The sequence below is a fragment of the Actinotalea sp. Marseille-Q4924 genome, from assembly GCF_916618755.1.
Lineage (GTDB): Bacteria > Actinomycetota > Actinomycetes > Actinomycetales > Cellulomonadaceae > Actinotalea.
In genome coordinates this window covers 1-14,979 of record NZ_CAKAKB010000004.1, presented here as the reverse complement: position 1 = coordinate 14,979, position 14,979 = coordinate 1, and the positions used below count along the sequence as shown (strand labels likewise).

Below are 14,979 nucleotides of genomic sequence, written 5' to 3'. Positions count from 1 at the left end.
GTCGCCTCAGAGGCGCGACTCGGTGGAGTCCTGACCCTCGTCCGGGTCCACGACACCCGGGCGGTCCTCGGGCGCCACCGGGGTGCTCGGGTCACCGGGGTGCAGGTCACCGGCCGCGACCCCGATCGGCGTCGCGGGGTCGTAGGGCAGGTCGTCGTCCGGTCCGGCCGTCGTCCCGGTGGTCGTGCCGCTGCCCTTGTCGGACGAGCCGGTCGCCGAGGCGACGGCGGCGATCCCGGCGGCGGCAAGACCCAGACCGGCGGCGGCGGCCTTCTTCGAGATGCCCGCCTTGCCCGAGTCGCCCCGGGAGGCCGCGGCGTCGTCGACGTCGGGCGTCCCGCCCACCTGGCCGGGCGTCACGACGGTGCCCCGCCACGCGCCGCTCGCGTAGCCCTCGTCCTCGATGAACGCCTTGAAGCGGTCGAGGTCGTTCTGCGCGGTGCGCTCCACGACGCCGAGCGCGTCACCGGCCTTCTCGACCAGGCCCTCGGGCTCGAACTCGAGCGACAGGTGGACCCGTGTCTGCCCGCCACCGATGTCCTCGAACCGGACCGCACCCGCGTTCGTCGCGCCCTCGCTGGCAGCCCAGGCGACCTTCTGGTCGGGGACCTGCTCGAGGATGTCCGCCTCCCACTCGCGCTTGACGCCGCCGATCTCGGCGACCCACCGCAGGCGGGTGTCGCTGAGCTGCTCGACGCTCTGGACCCCGCTCATGAAGTGGGGGAACTCCTCGAACTGCGTCCACTGGTTGTACGCCACGGACACGGGCACGTTCACGATCACGGACTTCTCGACCTGGGTCGTCACGGTCCACTCCTCTCGTCGGGTGCCGGGGCCGGCGTGCAGCCCCCTTCCGTCCAGCATGCGGGCTGGCGCCCCGACGTGCGAGGTGGGCGAGGACGGGCTGCGACGCGCGACCGGCGTCAGCCCGCCTGCGGGTCCACGTGCTCGAACCGGCCGTTGCGGAACGCGTCGACGAAGAGCGCGTGGTCCGCGCGGGCCCGCTCGCCGTAGGCGAGGCCGAACTCGACGACGTCCTCGACGAGCTCGTCCTCGGCGCCGGACACGACCTCGGCGATGGCGTCCTCGGTCTGGAAGTCGACGAGCGGCACGTCGGGGCTGTCGACGTCGGAGACGCAGTGCACCTTGGCTGTCGCGCGACCCAGCTGCTCCAGCACCTCCGCGAGCTCGTCGGGCTCGGACAGGGCCTCCCAGTCGAGATCCGCCTCGTACGGGGAGAGCTCCTTCACCACGAACCCGGCGCCGTCGAGCGGGCCGCCCGCCATGCGCGTCCAGCCGAGCCACGGGTCGGGGTGCGCCTGGAGCGTCCGCTGGGACACGGCCGTGCGGTGGCCCTGGTGCTCGAAGTACCGCTCCGCCTCCTCGTCCGGGGCCACCCGCCCGGCAGCGGGGACGGCGCCCTGCTTCATGCTCAGGACGACGTCGTTCTCGAGCGCCTGCGTGTGACCCTCGACGAGGAGGTTGTAGGCCTGCAGCCCGGCGCTGCCGATCCCGAAGCCGGAGGCGCCGACGACGTCCTTGAGCTCGTAGGTGATGCTGCCCAGGCGCTTGGAGCCGGGCAGCGTCTCGACGTACGCCTCGTACGCGCGCACGACGGCGTCCTTCTCCTCGTCCTCGAGGACGCGCAGGTGCGGCGACTCGCGGAACCGGCGGCGGTAGTCCTCGACGACGGTGATCGAGTCGAGCAGCCCCACCCGTGTCCGCAGCTGCGCGTCGAGCAGCGCCTCGTGGACGGCCCCCCGGGCGGTGCCGAGCCGCAGGGACCACTCGTGGTCCCGGTCGCTGTCGACGAAGTGGTGGACCTGGTCCAGGTAGGCCCGCAGGTAGACCTCGATCAGCCGGCGGATCACGGCGTCCGGCAGCGCCTTGGTCCAGCCCAGGACCGCCAGGCTCGCCGCCATGCGCCGCAGGTCCCACGTGAAGGGGCCGAGGTACGCCTCGTCGTAGTCGTTCACGTCGAAGATCAGGACCCCGTGACCGTCCATGGAGGTGCCGAAGTTCTCCGCATGCAGGTCACCCTGGATCCAGACGCGGCCGGTGCGCTCATCGGCCCAGCGGTCCTCCTCGCCGGCGACGTCGGCGTAGAACAGGCACGCGGTCCCCCGGAAGAAGGCGAACGGGTCGGCGGCCATGGCGCGGAACTTGCGCCGGAACGCCCGCGGGTCCGCGTCGATGAGGTCACGGAAGGCGTCGGAGAGGACGTCGACGATGTGGCCGCTGCGCTGCTCGTCGGAGCTCATGTCCCGGACGGTACGCGCGGGGACGGGGGTGCGCGTCCTGTGCCGGCCCCGCTCCGCAGCCGCGGACGGTCAGGTCGCGGGCCGCGACGCCTTGCCGTCGAGCCACAGGGTGTCGGTGGCGTCGCGATGGGCCCCGTCCGTGCCGACGTGCTTGGTGCCGATCCCCGGGCCCTTGGTGATGACGTGCCATATCGCCATCGCGTGACCACGGCCGAGGCCGTAGTCCTCGGCCAGCCACGCGACGACGTCGCCCGCCTTCCATGGTGGGACAGACCGGGGTCGCGGCTCGAAGTCATCGGCCCGGACCGCCGGCAGCGCCGGCCGACACCTCCTCGTACCAGGTCACGAGGCCGTGGCCGGGCCGTCCGGCACGCCGCCGCAGGGCGGACCGGCGGAGCCGCAGCGGACGCAGGCTGACCCAGGTCGCCCGGGACAGGCCCGGCATGCCGTCGGGCATCCGGACGTGGTCGCGCCGCGCCCCGCGGTCCGTCGACGTGCAGCGCGCCACGGTGCACCTCCGAGCGCCGACGGACAGCACGAGCACAGGACGGTCCTTGCTCCCCGTGCCGTCGTCGAAGGGGACGCTGGGCCCGCCTCGGTGCCGATGGCCCCGGCGGGTCGGCGTCGACGGCTCGCTGGCACCGCCCACGCCGGGTCTCAGCCGGACGACCGCGTCCGCAGCTCCGCCTGGATCCGTCCGTGCCGTTCGAGGAACGCGCGCTCGTCAAGGCGCTTTCGCCGTAGCCACCCGGTGACCTCGTCGTTGCACTTGCTGGCATTGCACGACGCGCAGGCGGGCGCGATGTTCTCCAGGGTGTACCGCCCGCCGCGGGAGATCGGCAGCACGCAATCGCGCTGGAGCGGCACGCCTGTCGCGCCGCAGTACGCGCAGCCGCCCCACGCCACGACCAGCGCAGCCCACTGCTCCGGGTGCAGGTCGTGCTCGACGGCCGCCATCCGCCGACGGCGCCGCCGGGCGTAGCGGACCTGGCGGCTGCGGCTGGCGGGCATGGTCGCAGGCTAGCCACGGGGTACGGCTCAGGAGCCGCGACGCGGCGCGCATCGGCTGGCACGGTGCCGGTGTCGACCTGCGCACCGGTACGCCGCGGCCGGACGCGGTCGCGCGGGCCCACCGGGCGGCCGCCTCGGACCCGGTCGTACCGGGGTGCTGCAGCGCGGCTCGCCGCCGAGCTGCGCTCCCTGGGCGGCACCCGCGCCGCGGCGGACCGCCTGGAGGCTCACCTGCGCTGGTGCGCCGTCCGTTCCTCCCGGAGGACCTGCCGGGCCAGGCGCTCCTCGACCCAGGCGGCGAGCGCGTTGACGGCGGGCGCGGTGAGGCCGTGGCCGCCGGGGTCCCGGTGGGTGCGCGCGGCCGCCCCGGAGTCCCCGGTGACGTACGCCCACGTGCGGTCCAGCAGCTCCGCGGGAATGACACGATCGGCGTCGCCGCGGGCCAGGAAGACGGGGACGCCCTCCAGCCGGCCCGGCGTCGCGGGCACTCCCGCGTCGAAGGGGAGCGTGCCGTGCAGGACGGCGGCCCCGGCGAACCGTGACGGCTCGTCGAGCAGCAGCCCTCCGGCGAAGGCGGCGCCGCCGCTGAACCCGACGAGGAGCACCGGCCGGCCGGCCGGCGCCACCTCGTCGAGCCATCCGCGGAACCACGCCATGGTCGCGGCCAGCGACTCCGGGACGGGCCGGCCGATCCCCCGGTTGGCGAACCACGCGTAGGCCCCGCCCTCACCGATCGGTGCCCGGACCGCCGCGTAGGACGCCGTCGGCGGCAGGTGTCCCGCCAGCCCGACGATCCCCGCCTCGTCGGCACCCCGACCGTGGAGCAGCACGACCAGCGGCCGGTCCGGCTCGTCGGCGTGGGCCCACGCGACCGTGGGCTGGGGGAAGGCGGTCACAGGATCCTCCGGGGTGAGGGCGGGGCGTGTCGTGCGTCGAGCCGGGAGGCTCAGGACTGCAGGGCGAACCCGCCGGTCCACGACGTCTTCTCGGCCGCGGCGAGCGTGATCTGCAGGAAGCCGAGGGCCTCCAGCTCACGCGCACGGCGGAGGGATCCGGCGTCGACCGCACGCAGGCCACCGGAGGTCACGATCTCGGCGACGAGGGACTTGGCCTCGGCGTCGTCGCCCGCGAGCGAGACGGTGGTGGGCGTGTCGCCCGCGACACCGCTGGCCAGGGTGGCGGCGAAGTTCGTGTTGAAGCCCTTGACCACGCGGGCGGTCGGCAGGGCGGCGGCGATCTCCGCCGCGGCGGACGAGTCGGCGGGGACGGTGAGGGAGTCGAAGGTCTCGAAGTTGAGCGGGTTGGTGATGTCGACGACGACCTTGCCGGCGAGCTGGGCCGCGCGCTGCGCCAGGACGTGCTCCACGGCGGGGTAGGGGACCGCGAGGACGACGACGTCGCCGGTGACGGGGGTGGCGGCGTCGGCGCTGCCGAGGAGCTGGACGGTGTGCCCGCCCTTCTCGGCGATGCCCGCGATGGCCGAGCCCATGTTGCCGGTCCCGAGGATGCTCACGTTCGTCATGGCGGTTCTCCTTCTGTCGGGCGCTGCTGCGCCGAATTGGTTGTTGCTACAACTGAACCGTACCACCGTGTTGGTTGTTCCGACAACCTTGGGGCACACTGGGGCCATGGAGACGAGGTGGCTGACGCGCGAGGAGCTCGCGGCATGGGTGCGGCTGGCGGCGGTGCTCGAGCTGCTCCCGGGCCGGCTGGACCAGCAGCTGCGCCGCGACGCACAGCTGACGAACTTCGAGTACTACGTGCTCGCCATGCTGTCCGAGGCCCCCGAGCACACGCTGCGCATGACCGCGCTGGCCGCGCAGACCAACGCGACCCTGCCGCGCCTGTCCCACGTGGTGCGCCGGCTCGAGGAGCGCGGGCTGGTGGAGCGGTTCCCCTGCCCGGAGGACGCGCGCGCCACCAACGCGCGCCTCACCGCGGAGGGGTGGCGCACGGTGCAGGCGTCGGCACCGGGCCACGTGGCCACGGTGCGCGAGCACGTCGTGGACGCGCTGACACCCGAGCAGATCCAGCAGCTGACGGCGATCACGGACGCGGTGCTCCAGCGCCTGGACCCCACCGGCCGGATGAGCGACGTCTACCGCCGCCACGACGCGCCGCCCGCAACGGACGGGCACGCCGCAGACTCCTGACCCGGCACGCAGCCAGGGCGCGCGCCGGCGTCCCCGCCCTCGCCCTCCCCACGCGAGTCAACGGGGAAGGTCGGTTGCGGCATGCGCCACCGACCTTCCCCGTTGTCGCTCGGGGCGGGGGGCGGCGGGCGGTTGGGCCGTTGGTCTCGTCCGTCCACCGCGGCGCGGTGCCAGCCTGGTCGGTGGACCCGACGACGAGCGCCCTGCGCCGCAGGACCGCCGGCCGAGGTGCGGAGGACCTCATGACCAGCGCCACAGCCCAGACCCCCATCGGCCCCACCTCCGCCACCACCGGCCGGGCCGGCCCACCCCCTCCGGCTCGAGGGGTTCCCCCCGCCGGCGGTGTCGCGGTGGATGTGGCTCGTCAAGTGGTTCCTGCTCATCCCGCACGCCGTCGTGCTGGCGTTCCTGTGGCTGGGCTACGTCCTGCTGTGGCCCGTCGTCCTCGTCACCGTCGTGGTGACGGGGCGGTACCCGCGGGGCATCTTCGAGTACCAGGTGGGCGTCCTGCGGTGGACGTGGCGGGTGGCGTACTACGGGTACGGCGCGCTCGGCACCGACGTGTACCCGCCCTTCACGCTCCAGGACGTGCCCGAGTACCCCGCACGTCTCGACGTCGCCTACCCCGAGCAGCTCTCGCGTGGGCTGGCCCTGGTCAAGTGGTGGCTGCTGGCGATCCCCCACTACGTCGTGGTCGCCCTGCTCACCGGCCCGCAGGTGCGGTGGGAGGACGCCGAGGGCGTCGTCCAGCACCAGAACCAGACCGGACTCATCGGCGTCCTCGTGCTCGTCGTGGGCGTCGTGCTGCTCTTCAGCGGGCGGTACCCCGGCGGGCTGCACGACCTCCTGGTCGGGCTGAACCGCTGGCTGTACCGGGTGGGCGTCTACGTCTCGCTCATGACGGACCAGTACCCGCCGTTCCGCCTCGACATGGGGCCCGGGGAGCCGACCTCGGTCCGCGGCTGAGGGCGCCCAGCGTCGCAGGACGCCGGGCCGGCTCGCCCAGCCGCGTCGGCCCCCACCGACGCGTCGGGGCGCCCGGCGGTGCGGAGCACCGGCCGGACGCCCCGGGGGCGCCTCGCGCGTCAGCAGGTGACGTTGGGGTTGAGCACCGCCGCCAGACCCAGCGGGTTGTGCTCCCAGACGTACAGGTGCAGGTCGTAGTGGACGGGCATGCCGGGCTCGTGCCCGAGCATCGGACCGTCGAACGGGACGCCGCCGAGGGAGGGGCGGTCGTCGTCGGTCGTCGTGTCCTGGTCGGCGTCCACCTGCAGCCACTCGACGCCCACGAGGCGGGGGCCGTCCGGCGTGGGCTCGTACAGCAGGACGTCCGGCTTGGCGATGTCGTTGACGCCGTCCATGAGGTTCGCCGGGTTCACCCAGTGCTGGCCCATGCCCGGCAGGCAGTGCGAGCTGGGCAGGTAGCCGGCCGCGATGGCGGCCTGCGGGTCGTGGAAGGCGGCGGTCGCCGCGCGGGCCTGGGCGGCGACCCGGCCGGGGAAGTCGGCCGTGTGCGCCCCACCCTCGGACGGGCCGTGGGCGGACGCCGCACCGGCGCCGGTGGCGGCGAGGGCGACGGCGAGGACGGCGGACGGGACGAGTCGTGCGGTCATGGTGATCTCTCCTGGGATGTCGGTCCTGCGGTACGGCACGACGATCCCCGTGTCACCCGGGCCGCGGAGCGACGCGCGACGCGGTGCAACGCCCCTGCAACGCCCCCTGGCAGCGGGCCTGGTGCCGCCGCGGTCAGGGCACCGGTCAGGCGGGAGGCGCCGACCCGCGGACGGCCCGGCGCCTGGCCGGCCCGGACGCGCTCGCGCCCTCAGCGAGCGCCATGACGCCCCGTGCTGCCGCGGCGAGCGTCGTGCTGCGCCCGCTCCGCCACGCCTCGTCGAACTCCTCCGCCGTGAGGGCCTGCTGGACGAGGGTCCGGTGCCGCGCGGCGTCGACGGGGTCCATCCGCGAGGGGTGGTAGCCGAGCCGCTCCCCCCAGGCGTCCACCGTGCCCAGCAGCGCCGCCGCCTCGACGTGCCGTTCCAGCAGCGCGGTCGCTGCCGCGGCCACGTGCAGCAGGGCGAGCGTCGACGTGTGGATCCCGAGGTCGAGGGTGGAGGGCAGCGTCTGCGCGATGAGCAGCAGCGCATGACCGCCCTGCGCCTGGTCCACGCGCAGCTTGGCGGCGATGTACCGGGCACTGCCCGCCGCCCACGCGTGCCCGCACGCTGCGCCGGCGGACGACGCGGCGTCGAGCGCCGCGAGCGCCTCGGCCGGCCGGCCCTGCGCCCGCAGGAGCTGTCCTTGCGCGAAGAGGACCTCCGTGGCGGCCCACGGCTCCACGGCTCCCGTGGCGAGCAGCTCACCGGCGTGGTGGAAGTGCCCGCCCGCCTGCTCCAGGTCGCCGAACGCGGCCAGGAAGTAGCCGGCGTAGACGGCGGCGACGGCGGCCGTGCTCGGGTCGTCCGTGCTCGCGGCGGCGCGACCGAGGTCGGACAGGAACCGTGAGTCCACGTTCGACGCCTCGCCACGCCCGTACGCCAGCAGCGCCGAGCCGAGCGCGGCCCGCGCCTCCGTCACCTCGTCGGACTCCCCCGGCAGCGCACGCACCGCCTCCGCCCAGGACAGCCCCTCCTGGAGGTGCCCGCGGTGGAACCAGTACATCGACAGCCCGCCGACGAGCCGCAGGGCCGAGGACCGGTCACCGTGGTCCACCGCGGCCCGCAGCGCCGCGCGCATGTCCGGCTGCACCAGGTCGAGGCGTGCGAGCCAGCTCTTCGCCTCCGGCCCGCGCAGCCCGTGGTACGCGTCGGCCGCGTCGCTCGCGAAGAGCTCGACGTGGCGCACCGCCAGGCGCTGTGCCAGTGCCGCCTCCGTCCGCTGCCGGCCGAAGACACGGAGGGTCTCCAGCAGCCGGTAGGACCTGCTGGCCCTCGCGTCGGTGGACCGGTCCACCTGCACCATCGACTTCGCGGTGAGCGACGCGAGCACACCCAGGACCGGCCGGCTCACCTCGGCCTCGGCGAGCCCGCGCAGCGCGGGCAGGGTGAAGGGACCGTCGAAGAAGGACGCGACCGTGAACAGGCGGCGCTCCTCCTCGTCGAGCAGGTCGTAGCTCCACTCCACCGCCGTGGCGAGCGTGCGCTGGTGGGGCAGGGCCGAGCGCGAGCCGCCCTCCAGGACGGCGAACCGGTCGTCGAGCACCGCGACGAGGTCGTCCAGCCCCATGACCGCCAGCCGGGCGGCCGCCAGCTCGAGGGCCAGCGGGATCCCGTCCAGCGCACGCACCAGGCGGCTCACCGTGCCCGTCGTGCTCCCGTCGAGGACGAAGCTCGGCTCGGTGCTCGAGGCGCGCTCGGCGAACAGGGCCTCGGCCTCGTCCGGGCGCCCCGGCCGCCCGCAGCGCAGCGGCTGGACGGGCAGCACGCACTCGCCGTCGATGCCGAGCGCCTCCCGGCTCGTGGAGAGCACCTGCAGCCCTGCGCAGGACCGCAGGAGGAAGGCGACGAGGTCCGCGACCTCGGCGACGACGTGCTCGCAGTTGTCGAGCACCAGCAGGATCCGGCGACCGCGGACGGCGTCCGCGACGGCCCGCGCGTCGCCGCGCTCGGCCGTAGAGACGGACAGCACCTGGGCGACCGTGTCGACGACCCGCCCGGGCTCGGCGACGTGGCCCAGCTCGACCGTCCACGGCCCGTCCAGGTCCTCACGGCCGAGCCGGCGCAGCGCCTCCAGCGCGAGGCGCGTCTTCCCGCACCCGCCCGGGCCGACCAGCGTCACGGCTCGCGACGTCCCGAGGGCGGCGTGGACGGCGGCGACGTCCTGCTCGCGCCCCACGAACGAGGTGAGCGGCAGGGGGACGGCGGGGCGACGAGGGCCGTCCTCGGTGGCGGGCCCTCGCGTCGTGCGCAGCACCGAAGGGTCGTGCACGACGAGGCCCTGCCGCAGGTCCGCGAGCTCCGGAGACGGGTCCAGGCCCAGGTCGTCTGCCAGGCGGACCCGGAACGCGTCGAGGGCGGCGAGCGCCTCGCCGTGCCGCCCGCTCCGAGCCAGGGCGAGCGCCAGGAGCCGCACGGGACCCTCGCGGTGGGGGTGGTCGTCCACCAGGGCCGTCGCCGGTGAGACCACCTCGCGGTGCTCCCCCGCCGTCAGCCGCAGGTCCAGGAGCGCCTCCTGCACGTCGGCCGCGAGGCCGGCGAGGCGGTCGCGGTGCTGGTGCACGACCGGCAGGTCGCCGAGCCCGGTGAGCGGCTCGCCCGTCACCAGGGCCGCGGCGTCCTCGAGCAGCCCCCGGCGTTCGCCGTCGTCGGACCGCGCGGCCAGGCTCAGCAGCTCCTCGACGCGCACCGCGTCGACCTGGACCCGTGGCACCGCGAGGCACCAACCGGGGCCGGCGCGCAGGATCGTCCCGTCGGGCAGCACCGCGCGGAGGCGGGAGAGGTAGGCCCGCAGGGTGCCGCCGGCGCTCGGCGGCGGGTCCTCCCCCCAGACCGCGCGCTCCAGCTCCTCACCGCTCACGGGTCGACCGGCGGCCAGGGCGAGCGCCGCGACGACGGCGCGCGGCTTGGGGCCGCCGAGCTCCACCGGTCGGCCGTCGACGACGACGCGGACAGGGCCCAGCAGGTCGATCCCGACGGTGCTGACGGTGCTGCTCACGCCCACTCCTGCCCGGGCCCCGGCCGCGCGCCCTCCGCGCTGGACACGGTGCGACGGGCTCAGTGTGGCGCTGCCCCACCCCGCTGCCAAGACCCCGGCGGCGCCCCGGACGCCGACCCGGGCGGCGGTTTCGGAGCCGGCCCGCGCACGGCCGGGGCCCGCAGGGCCGCGGACACCTCCCCGAGCACCCCCAGCAGCTCCACGGCCATGCCGTCCCGCTCCGCCGGCGCGACCCCCGCGGCGGACAGGCCGACGACGAGGTCGGCGGCCCGGTCGCGCGCGTCGGCGGCCAGCGCGGGCAGCGCCGCGAGGGCCCCGTCGAGCCGCTCGCCGGCCGCCCGGAGGCGGTCGGCGGAACGGGGCTCCTGCCGGGCAGCCGCGCGCGCCGCGTCGAGGCACTCGACGAGGAGCGCCACCACGGCGGTCGCGCCGTCGCGTGCGCCGTCGGCCGTGCGCAGGCGGGGGCCGGGTCCGCTCACGGCACGGCGGGGAGCGCACGCAGGTACCGCCCGCCGGCCAGCACCCCGTCGGGGTCGTGGTCCGCGACGGCGGCAGCGAGAGCACGCAGGGTGCTCGGGGTGTACGCGCGGCGAGCCGAGGCGTCGTCGTGAGCGGGCCCGAAGTTCGGCCACACCCCGCCGTCCTCCCACGGTGCGAGCGCGCCGCGGACCGTCTCGGCGTGCCCGGCGACGGCCGGGTCCATCGCGATCCCGACGGTCAGGACGCTGCAGACCGCGTGGCGGTGGTCGAAGGCCGACGGGTGGGCTCCCTCCCTGGCGAGCGCCCCGCCGAGGTGCCGCAGCTCCACGACCACCTGCGGCGAGCCGGAGCCGGGGCCGGCGACCGCCAGGAGCGCGTCCACGGCCTCGGCGGTCAGCTCACGGAGGAGGAGCCCGCGCTCGAGCCCCGGCATCGGGTCCTGCGGGTCCGCGTGGATCGAGTCGAGAGCGGTCACCGGCTTGAGCGCGACGTCGTCGAGGAGCACGGTCGCCACCTCGCGCATCGGCCGCAGCCACCTCTCGCCGTCGGCCGGGGTCCCGGTCCACGCGAACCGCAGGGACACCGACAGGCGCCCGGCCAGCGGCGGTGGCACGGTCGGCAGCTCGGGCAGCTGCAGGAGGGCGACGGAGGTCGTCGCCTCCTCCGGCAGCCCGGCCGCCCACCGTCGCCACGCGTGCACGACCTGGGCCGCGTGCGCACCGTCCAGGTAGAGGGCGCCACCGTAGAAGTGGGAGCGGCGGACCAGGTCCAGCTCGACCGCGGTGACGATGCCGGCCGCGCCCTTGCCCCCGCGGAGCACCCGGAAGAGATCCGGGTGCTGCGTGGGCGTCACGCGACGCAGCTCGCCGTCACCGGTGACGACCTCGAGGGCACGCACCCGGTCCGCCGCGAGCCCGTCCGTGCGGGCGAACGGACCGACCCCGCCCCCGGTGAGGAAGCCGACGACGCCGACGCCCGTCGACGAGCCGGTCACCGGGAGGAGGCCGTGCGCCGCGGCCGCCTGCACGACGGGCGCCCAGGTGAGGCCGGCGCCGACGCGCGCCGTCGCCGCTGCCGGGTCGACCGCGAGCTCGTCGAGCCGGCGGGTCGAGACGAGGACGTCGGGCCGGGCGGCACCGTCCGCACCGTGACCGGTGCACTGCACGCCCACGCTCAGTCCGTACGCGGCCGCCGTGCGGACGACGAGCGCCACCTCCTGCCCGGTGGTCGGGGCGACCACGACGGCCGGGGCCAGGGTGACGGCCAGGTTCCACGGTGTGACGAGGGCGTCGTAGGCGGCGTCGCCGGGGGCGTGCACGGCGCCGGGCAGCGCGCCGCGGAGGGCTGCCACTGCCGTCACGACGTCGGTGCGTCCGACGGTGCCGACGGTGCGGGGGCGGCTGAGGGTGGCGGGGCTGAGGGTCATGGCGAGCTGCTCCTGTGCGAGGGGGACCGGGTGACGTGTCGAGCGTCCCGGCCGGAGGGACCTCGCGGGGCGCCGCGCACGGCGTCGCAACGCCGCTGCAACGCCTGCGGGTGCAGGGTCGGAGCGGTCGACCTACGGTCGGGAGCACGGGCGCCGACGACGACGCCACGAGCCGAGGAGGACCTGATGACCGAGCAGACCGGCGTCCCCGAGGACGTCCCGGACGACAGCCCGGACCCGCTGGGAGACCCCGAGGTCGACGAGGCGCGCGCCGCGGCCGACGACGACGTGGCCGGCGACGCGGAGGACCCGTACGAGATGCGGTCGATGCCCGCCCAGCCGAACCCGACCGAGGACGACCCGGGCAGCTATCTCAACCCCTGACGGCGGCAGGCCGACCGCCGGGACGCCGTGCCCGGGGGTGCCGGGTGTCGGTGCCCGGGCGCATGCTGGACGCCATGCAGAGCAGCGCGGCGCCCTACGCCTCGTGGGTCGTCAACCACGGCGACCCGCCGGGTGCCACGAGGATGCTGGACCGGCCCCGGCGCGCCGTCGTCCGGACGCGGACGTACGGCGGCTGGACGGTGCGCGTCCAGCTCTACGTCATCGCCACCGCCCCGGGGTGGGTATGCGTGCAGCAGGACCTGGCGGACCGGGCGCCGTGGAACGCGTGGGTGCCGTCCTCGGCCGCGCTGCCGGTGTAGCGGACGCGTCGGTCAGAGGGGCGCCGGGTCCTGCGCCCAGATGCTCTTCATCTCCTCCATCGCCCGGTCCATGATCCGCCGCATGGCGGTGCGGGCGTGCTCGCCGTCCTGGCGCTGGATGGCGTGCGCGACGTCGGCGTGCAGCTGGAGCGCCTCGACGTGGGGGTGGTGGGGCATGAGCCCGTGCTGGTGACGGCCGGTGAGCACCTCGGCGATGGGATCGTGCAGCTTGAGGAACATCTCGTTGCCCGACGCCGCGAGCACGAGGCGGTGGAACTGGACGTCGAGGCGGAGGAACTCGGCGTCGTCGTCACCCTGGCCGGCGGCCCACATCTTCGCGGCCGTGCCGACGATGTCGCTGGCCTCGTCCGGGGTGGCCCGCTCCGCCGCGAGGCGCGCCGCCTCCGGCTCGACGGCGCCACGCAGCTCGGTGATCGACCGCAGCTGGGCGAGCCTGCCCTGGGACGCGAGCCGCCAGCGGATGACCTGGGGGTCGTAGACGTTCCAGTCCGAGCTCGGCAGGACGAGCGTGCCGACCTTGCGGCGGGACTCGACGAGACCCATGGACGACAGCACCCGCACGGCCTCGCGCACGACCGACCGGCTGACCCCGTGCTGTTCCACGAACTCGTCGATCGACACGACGGTGCCGGTGGGCAGGGCGCCGCCGCACACGGCCAGGCCGAGAGAGTCGAGCACCCGCCCGTGCAGGCCCGACGGCGCTGTGGTGGCCACGCGACCGGCCTCCCTTCGGTGACGTCTTCCCGCAGGTCGGGTCGCCCGTCGTGATGATCAAAGCATACGCGACAGGTGCCATGTGTTGCATACGTCAGATGAATATGGTTAACTTCCGTGGAATCAGCGGACGTAGTGGTCCGCACCAGAGGCGGTCCAACGACGGGCCGTCCGCGACGAACGGAGACCGACGTGATGCGTCAGTCAGCAATCGCGACCTCCTTGGCGGTCGTCTCGGCCATCGGCCTCTCCGCGTGCGGCGGAGGTGACGGCGAGGAGAGCGGCGGCGAGGGCTCGTCCACCGTCAAGGTGACGCTCGCCAACCACGTGTGGACCGACAACATCAAGGAAGCCATCCCGGAGTTCGAGGAGGAGACCGGCCTCACCGTCGAGCTCACCCAGCTCGGCGAGGACCAGCTCTCCGACCAGTACAACGTCAAGCTCAACGCCGGGACCGGCGACATCGACGTGATGATGTACCGGCCGCTCCAGGAGGGGAAGCTCTTCGCGGACAACGGCTACCTCGCCGACCTCACGGACGAGGTCAGCGAGAACGCCGAGTGGGACTGGGAGGACTTCCAGGCCGGCCCCGCCGAGGCGACCACCTACGAGGACGCCGTCGTCGGCGTGCCGATCATCACCGAGCAGGAGGTCCTCTACTACCGGACCGACCTGCTCGAGGCGGCCGGCTACTCGGCCCCGCCCGCCACGCTCGAGGAGCTCGAGGAGGCCGCGGCGAAGATCGCGGAGGAGAACCCCGGCATCGCGGGCTTCGTCGCCCGCACCGCCAAGTCGGCGGCCGTCACCCAGTTCTCGAGCTTCCTCTACAGCTTCGGCGGCGAGTTCATCGACGACGAGGGCAACTCGGCGATCGGCTCGCCGGAGGCGAAGGAGGCCTACGCGTTCTACGGCGGCCTCATCCGCGAGCACGGCCCCGAGAACGTCAGCACCGACATGGGCTGGCCCGAGGCGATGGCCATCTTCACGCAGGGCCAGGCGGCCTTCTACACGGAGGCCAACTCGCTCTACAAGAACGCGACCGACCCGGCCAGCTCGAAGGTCTCCGACACGGTCGGCTTCGCGCCCTTCCCCGCCGGCCCCGCCGGCTCCAAGCCGTACAACATCCCGTCCTGGGCCCTCGGCGTGAACGAGGCGTCGGAGAACCAGGAGAACGCCTGGCGCTTCATCGAGTGGGCGACGAGCCAGGAGCAGACGCTGGAGAACCAGAAGGCCGGCGTCCCGGGGGCGCGCGTGTCCGTGTGGGAGGACCCCGAGGGCACCGCCGACTACCCCGCCGACCTCGTCGAGGCGATCGCGATCAGCACCAAGGAGGGCATCGGTCACGACCGTCCCCTCGTGGTGAAGGTCGCGGAGGCCCGCGAGATCGTGGGCCAGCCGATCGTCGACGCCATCACCGGTGAGGACGTCGACAGCTCCGCCGAGGCGGCGCACGAGGCCTTCCAGGCCTTCCTCGAGGACGCGGAGTAACGCGACGGCCGGGTGGTGGCGGCGGGAGCCCTCACCACCCGGCCCGCCGTCGTCCCTCGGCGCTCCCCGCC

Annotated in this window: 16 protein-coding genes and 1 pseudogene; 5 read left to right on the top strand and 12 right to left on the bottom strand. The window is 74.8% G+C overall.

Annotated features, from left to right (window positions below; genetic code table 11):
- Positions 1-6: 6 nt before the first annotated feature.
- The 7 genes and pseudogenes from LG379_RS12815 to LG379_RS12785 all read right to left on the bottom strand — a co-directional run bounded on the left by LG379_RS12815 (position 7) and on the right by LG379_RS12785 (position 4,794).
- On the bottom strand, positions 7-807 hold the full coding sequence (locus tag LG379_RS12815) for an SRPBCC family protein (protein ID WP_225754986.1): 801 nt from the start codon (positions 805-807) through the stop codon (positions 7-9).
- A 116-nt stretch (positions 808-923) separates the two neighbouring features.
- The gene (locus LG379_RS12810; RefSeq protein WP_225754985.1) at positions 924-2,261 is read right to left on the bottom strand and encodes a DUF2252 domain-containing protein; all 1,338 of its coding nucleotides are present in this window, start codon (positions 2,259-2,261) and stop codon (positions 924-926) included.
- A gap of 69 nt (positions 2,262-2,330) precedes the next feature.
- Positions 2,331-2,528: pseudogene (locus LG379_RS12805) on the bottom strand (DUF4287 domain-containing protein); the annotation flags it as partial.
- A 25-nt stretch (positions 2,529-2,553) separates the two neighbouring features.
- Positions 2,554-2,769, bottom strand: coding sequence for a hypothetical protein (locus LG379_RS12800; protein WP_225754984.1), 216 nt, complete (start codon positions 2,767-2,769; stop codon positions 2,554-2,556).
- Positions 2,770-2,918: 149 nt separating this feature from the next.
- Complete coding sequence (locus LG379_RS12795; protein WP_225754983.1) at positions 2,919-3,272, bottom strand: HNH endonuclease; 354 nt, start codon at positions 3,270-3,272, stop codon at positions 2,919-2,921.
- Positions 3,273-3,499: 227 nt separating this feature from the next.
- On the bottom strand, positions 3,500-4,168 hold the full coding sequence (locus LG379_RS12790) for an alpha/beta hydrolase (protein ID WP_225754982.1): 669 nt from the start codon (positions 4,166-4,168) through the stop codon (positions 3,500-3,502).
- Positions 4,169-4,218: 50 nt separating this feature from the next.
- Positions 4,219-4,794, bottom strand: a complete 576-nt coding sequence (locus LG379_RS12785) for an NADPH-dependent F420 reductase (protein WP_225754981.1) — start codon at positions 4,792-4,794, stop codon at positions 4,219-4,221.
- Between the two features lie 106 nt (positions 4,795-4,900).
- On the opposite strand from LG379_RS12785, the gene LG379_RS12780 reads away from it, so the two are divergent.
- Together LG379_RS12780 and LG379_RS12775 are read left to right on the top strand one after the other, a co-directional pair.
- Positions 4,901-5,425: a MarR family winged helix-turn-helix transcriptional regulator gene (locus LG379_RS12780; protein ID WP_225754980.1), complete on the top strand. Its 525-nt coding sequence runs from the start codon at positions 4,901-4,903 to the stop codon at positions 5,423-5,425.
- A gap of 354 nt (positions 5,426-5,779) precedes the next feature.
- Positions 5,780-6,391, top strand: a complete 612-nt coding sequence (locus LG379_RS12775) for a DUF4389 domain-containing protein (RefSeq protein ID WP_225754979.1) — start codon at positions 5,780-5,782, stop codon at positions 6,389-6,391.
- 119 nt (positions 6,392-6,510) lie between these two features.
- Here LG379_RS12775 and LG379_RS12770 read toward each other — a convergent pair whose 3' ends face one another.
- The 4 genes from LG379_RS12770 to LG379_RS12755 form a co-directional block, all read right to left on the bottom strand.
- Positions 6,511-7,038, bottom strand: coding sequence for a hypothetical protein (locus LG379_RS12770; protein ID WP_225754978.1), 528 nt, complete (start codon positions 7,036-7,038; stop codon positions 6,511-6,513).
- A 145-nt stretch (positions 7,039-7,183) separates the two neighbouring features.
- Positions 7,184-10,075 (bottom strand): BTAD domain-containing putative transcriptional regulator, encoded by a 2,892-nt coding sequence (locus LG379_RS12765; protein WP_225754977.1) that lies wholly within the window; start codon positions 10,073-10,075, stop codon positions 7,184-7,186.
- 59 nt (positions 10,076-10,134) lie between these two features.
- Positions 10,135-10,554, bottom strand: coding sequence for a hypothetical protein (locus LG379_RS12760; RefSeq protein WP_225754976.1), 420 nt, complete (start codon positions 10,552-10,554; stop codon positions 10,135-10,137).
- Complete coding sequence (locus LG379_RS12755) at positions 10,551-11,981, bottom strand: FAD-binding oxidoreductase (protein WP_225754975.1); 1,431 nt, start codon at positions 11,979-11,981, stop codon at positions 10,551-10,553. Before LG379_RS12755 ends, LG379_RS12760 begins: the two co-directional genes overlap by 4 nt.
- Before the next feature lie 186 nt (positions 11,982-12,167).
- Here LG379_RS12755 and LG379_RS12750 point away from each other — a divergent pair, with 186 nt between their 5' ends.
- Entirely contained in the window at positions 12,168-12,365 is a 198-nt protein-coding gene (locus LG379_RS12750; RefSeq protein ID WP_225754974.1) for a hypothetical protein, read from the top strand.
- A 74-nt stretch (positions 12,366-12,439) separates the two neighbouring features.
- Positions 12,440-12,685: a hypothetical protein gene (locus tag LG379_RS12745; RefSeq protein ID WP_225754973.1), complete on the top strand. Its 246-nt coding sequence runs from the start codon at positions 12,440-12,442 to the stop codon at positions 12,683-12,685.
- A 12-nt stretch (positions 12,686-12,697) separates the two neighbouring features.
- Here the strand turns inward: LG379_RS12745 and LG379_RS12740 are convergent, their stop codons facing one another.
- Entirely contained in the window at positions 12,698-13,420 is a 723-nt protein-coding gene (locus LG379_RS12740; RefSeq protein ID WP_225754972.1) for a FadR/GntR family transcriptional regulator, read from the bottom strand.
- 195 nt (positions 13,421-13,615) lie between these two features.
- Between LG379_RS12740 and LG379_RS12735 the strand changes: the two genes are divergently transcribed.
- Entirely contained in the window at positions 13,616-14,908 is a 1,293-nt protein-coding gene (locus tag LG379_RS12735; protein WP_225754971.1) for a sugar ABC transporter substrate-binding protein, read from the top strand.
- The last annotated feature ends 71 nt before the right edge of the window (positions 14,909-14,979 follow it).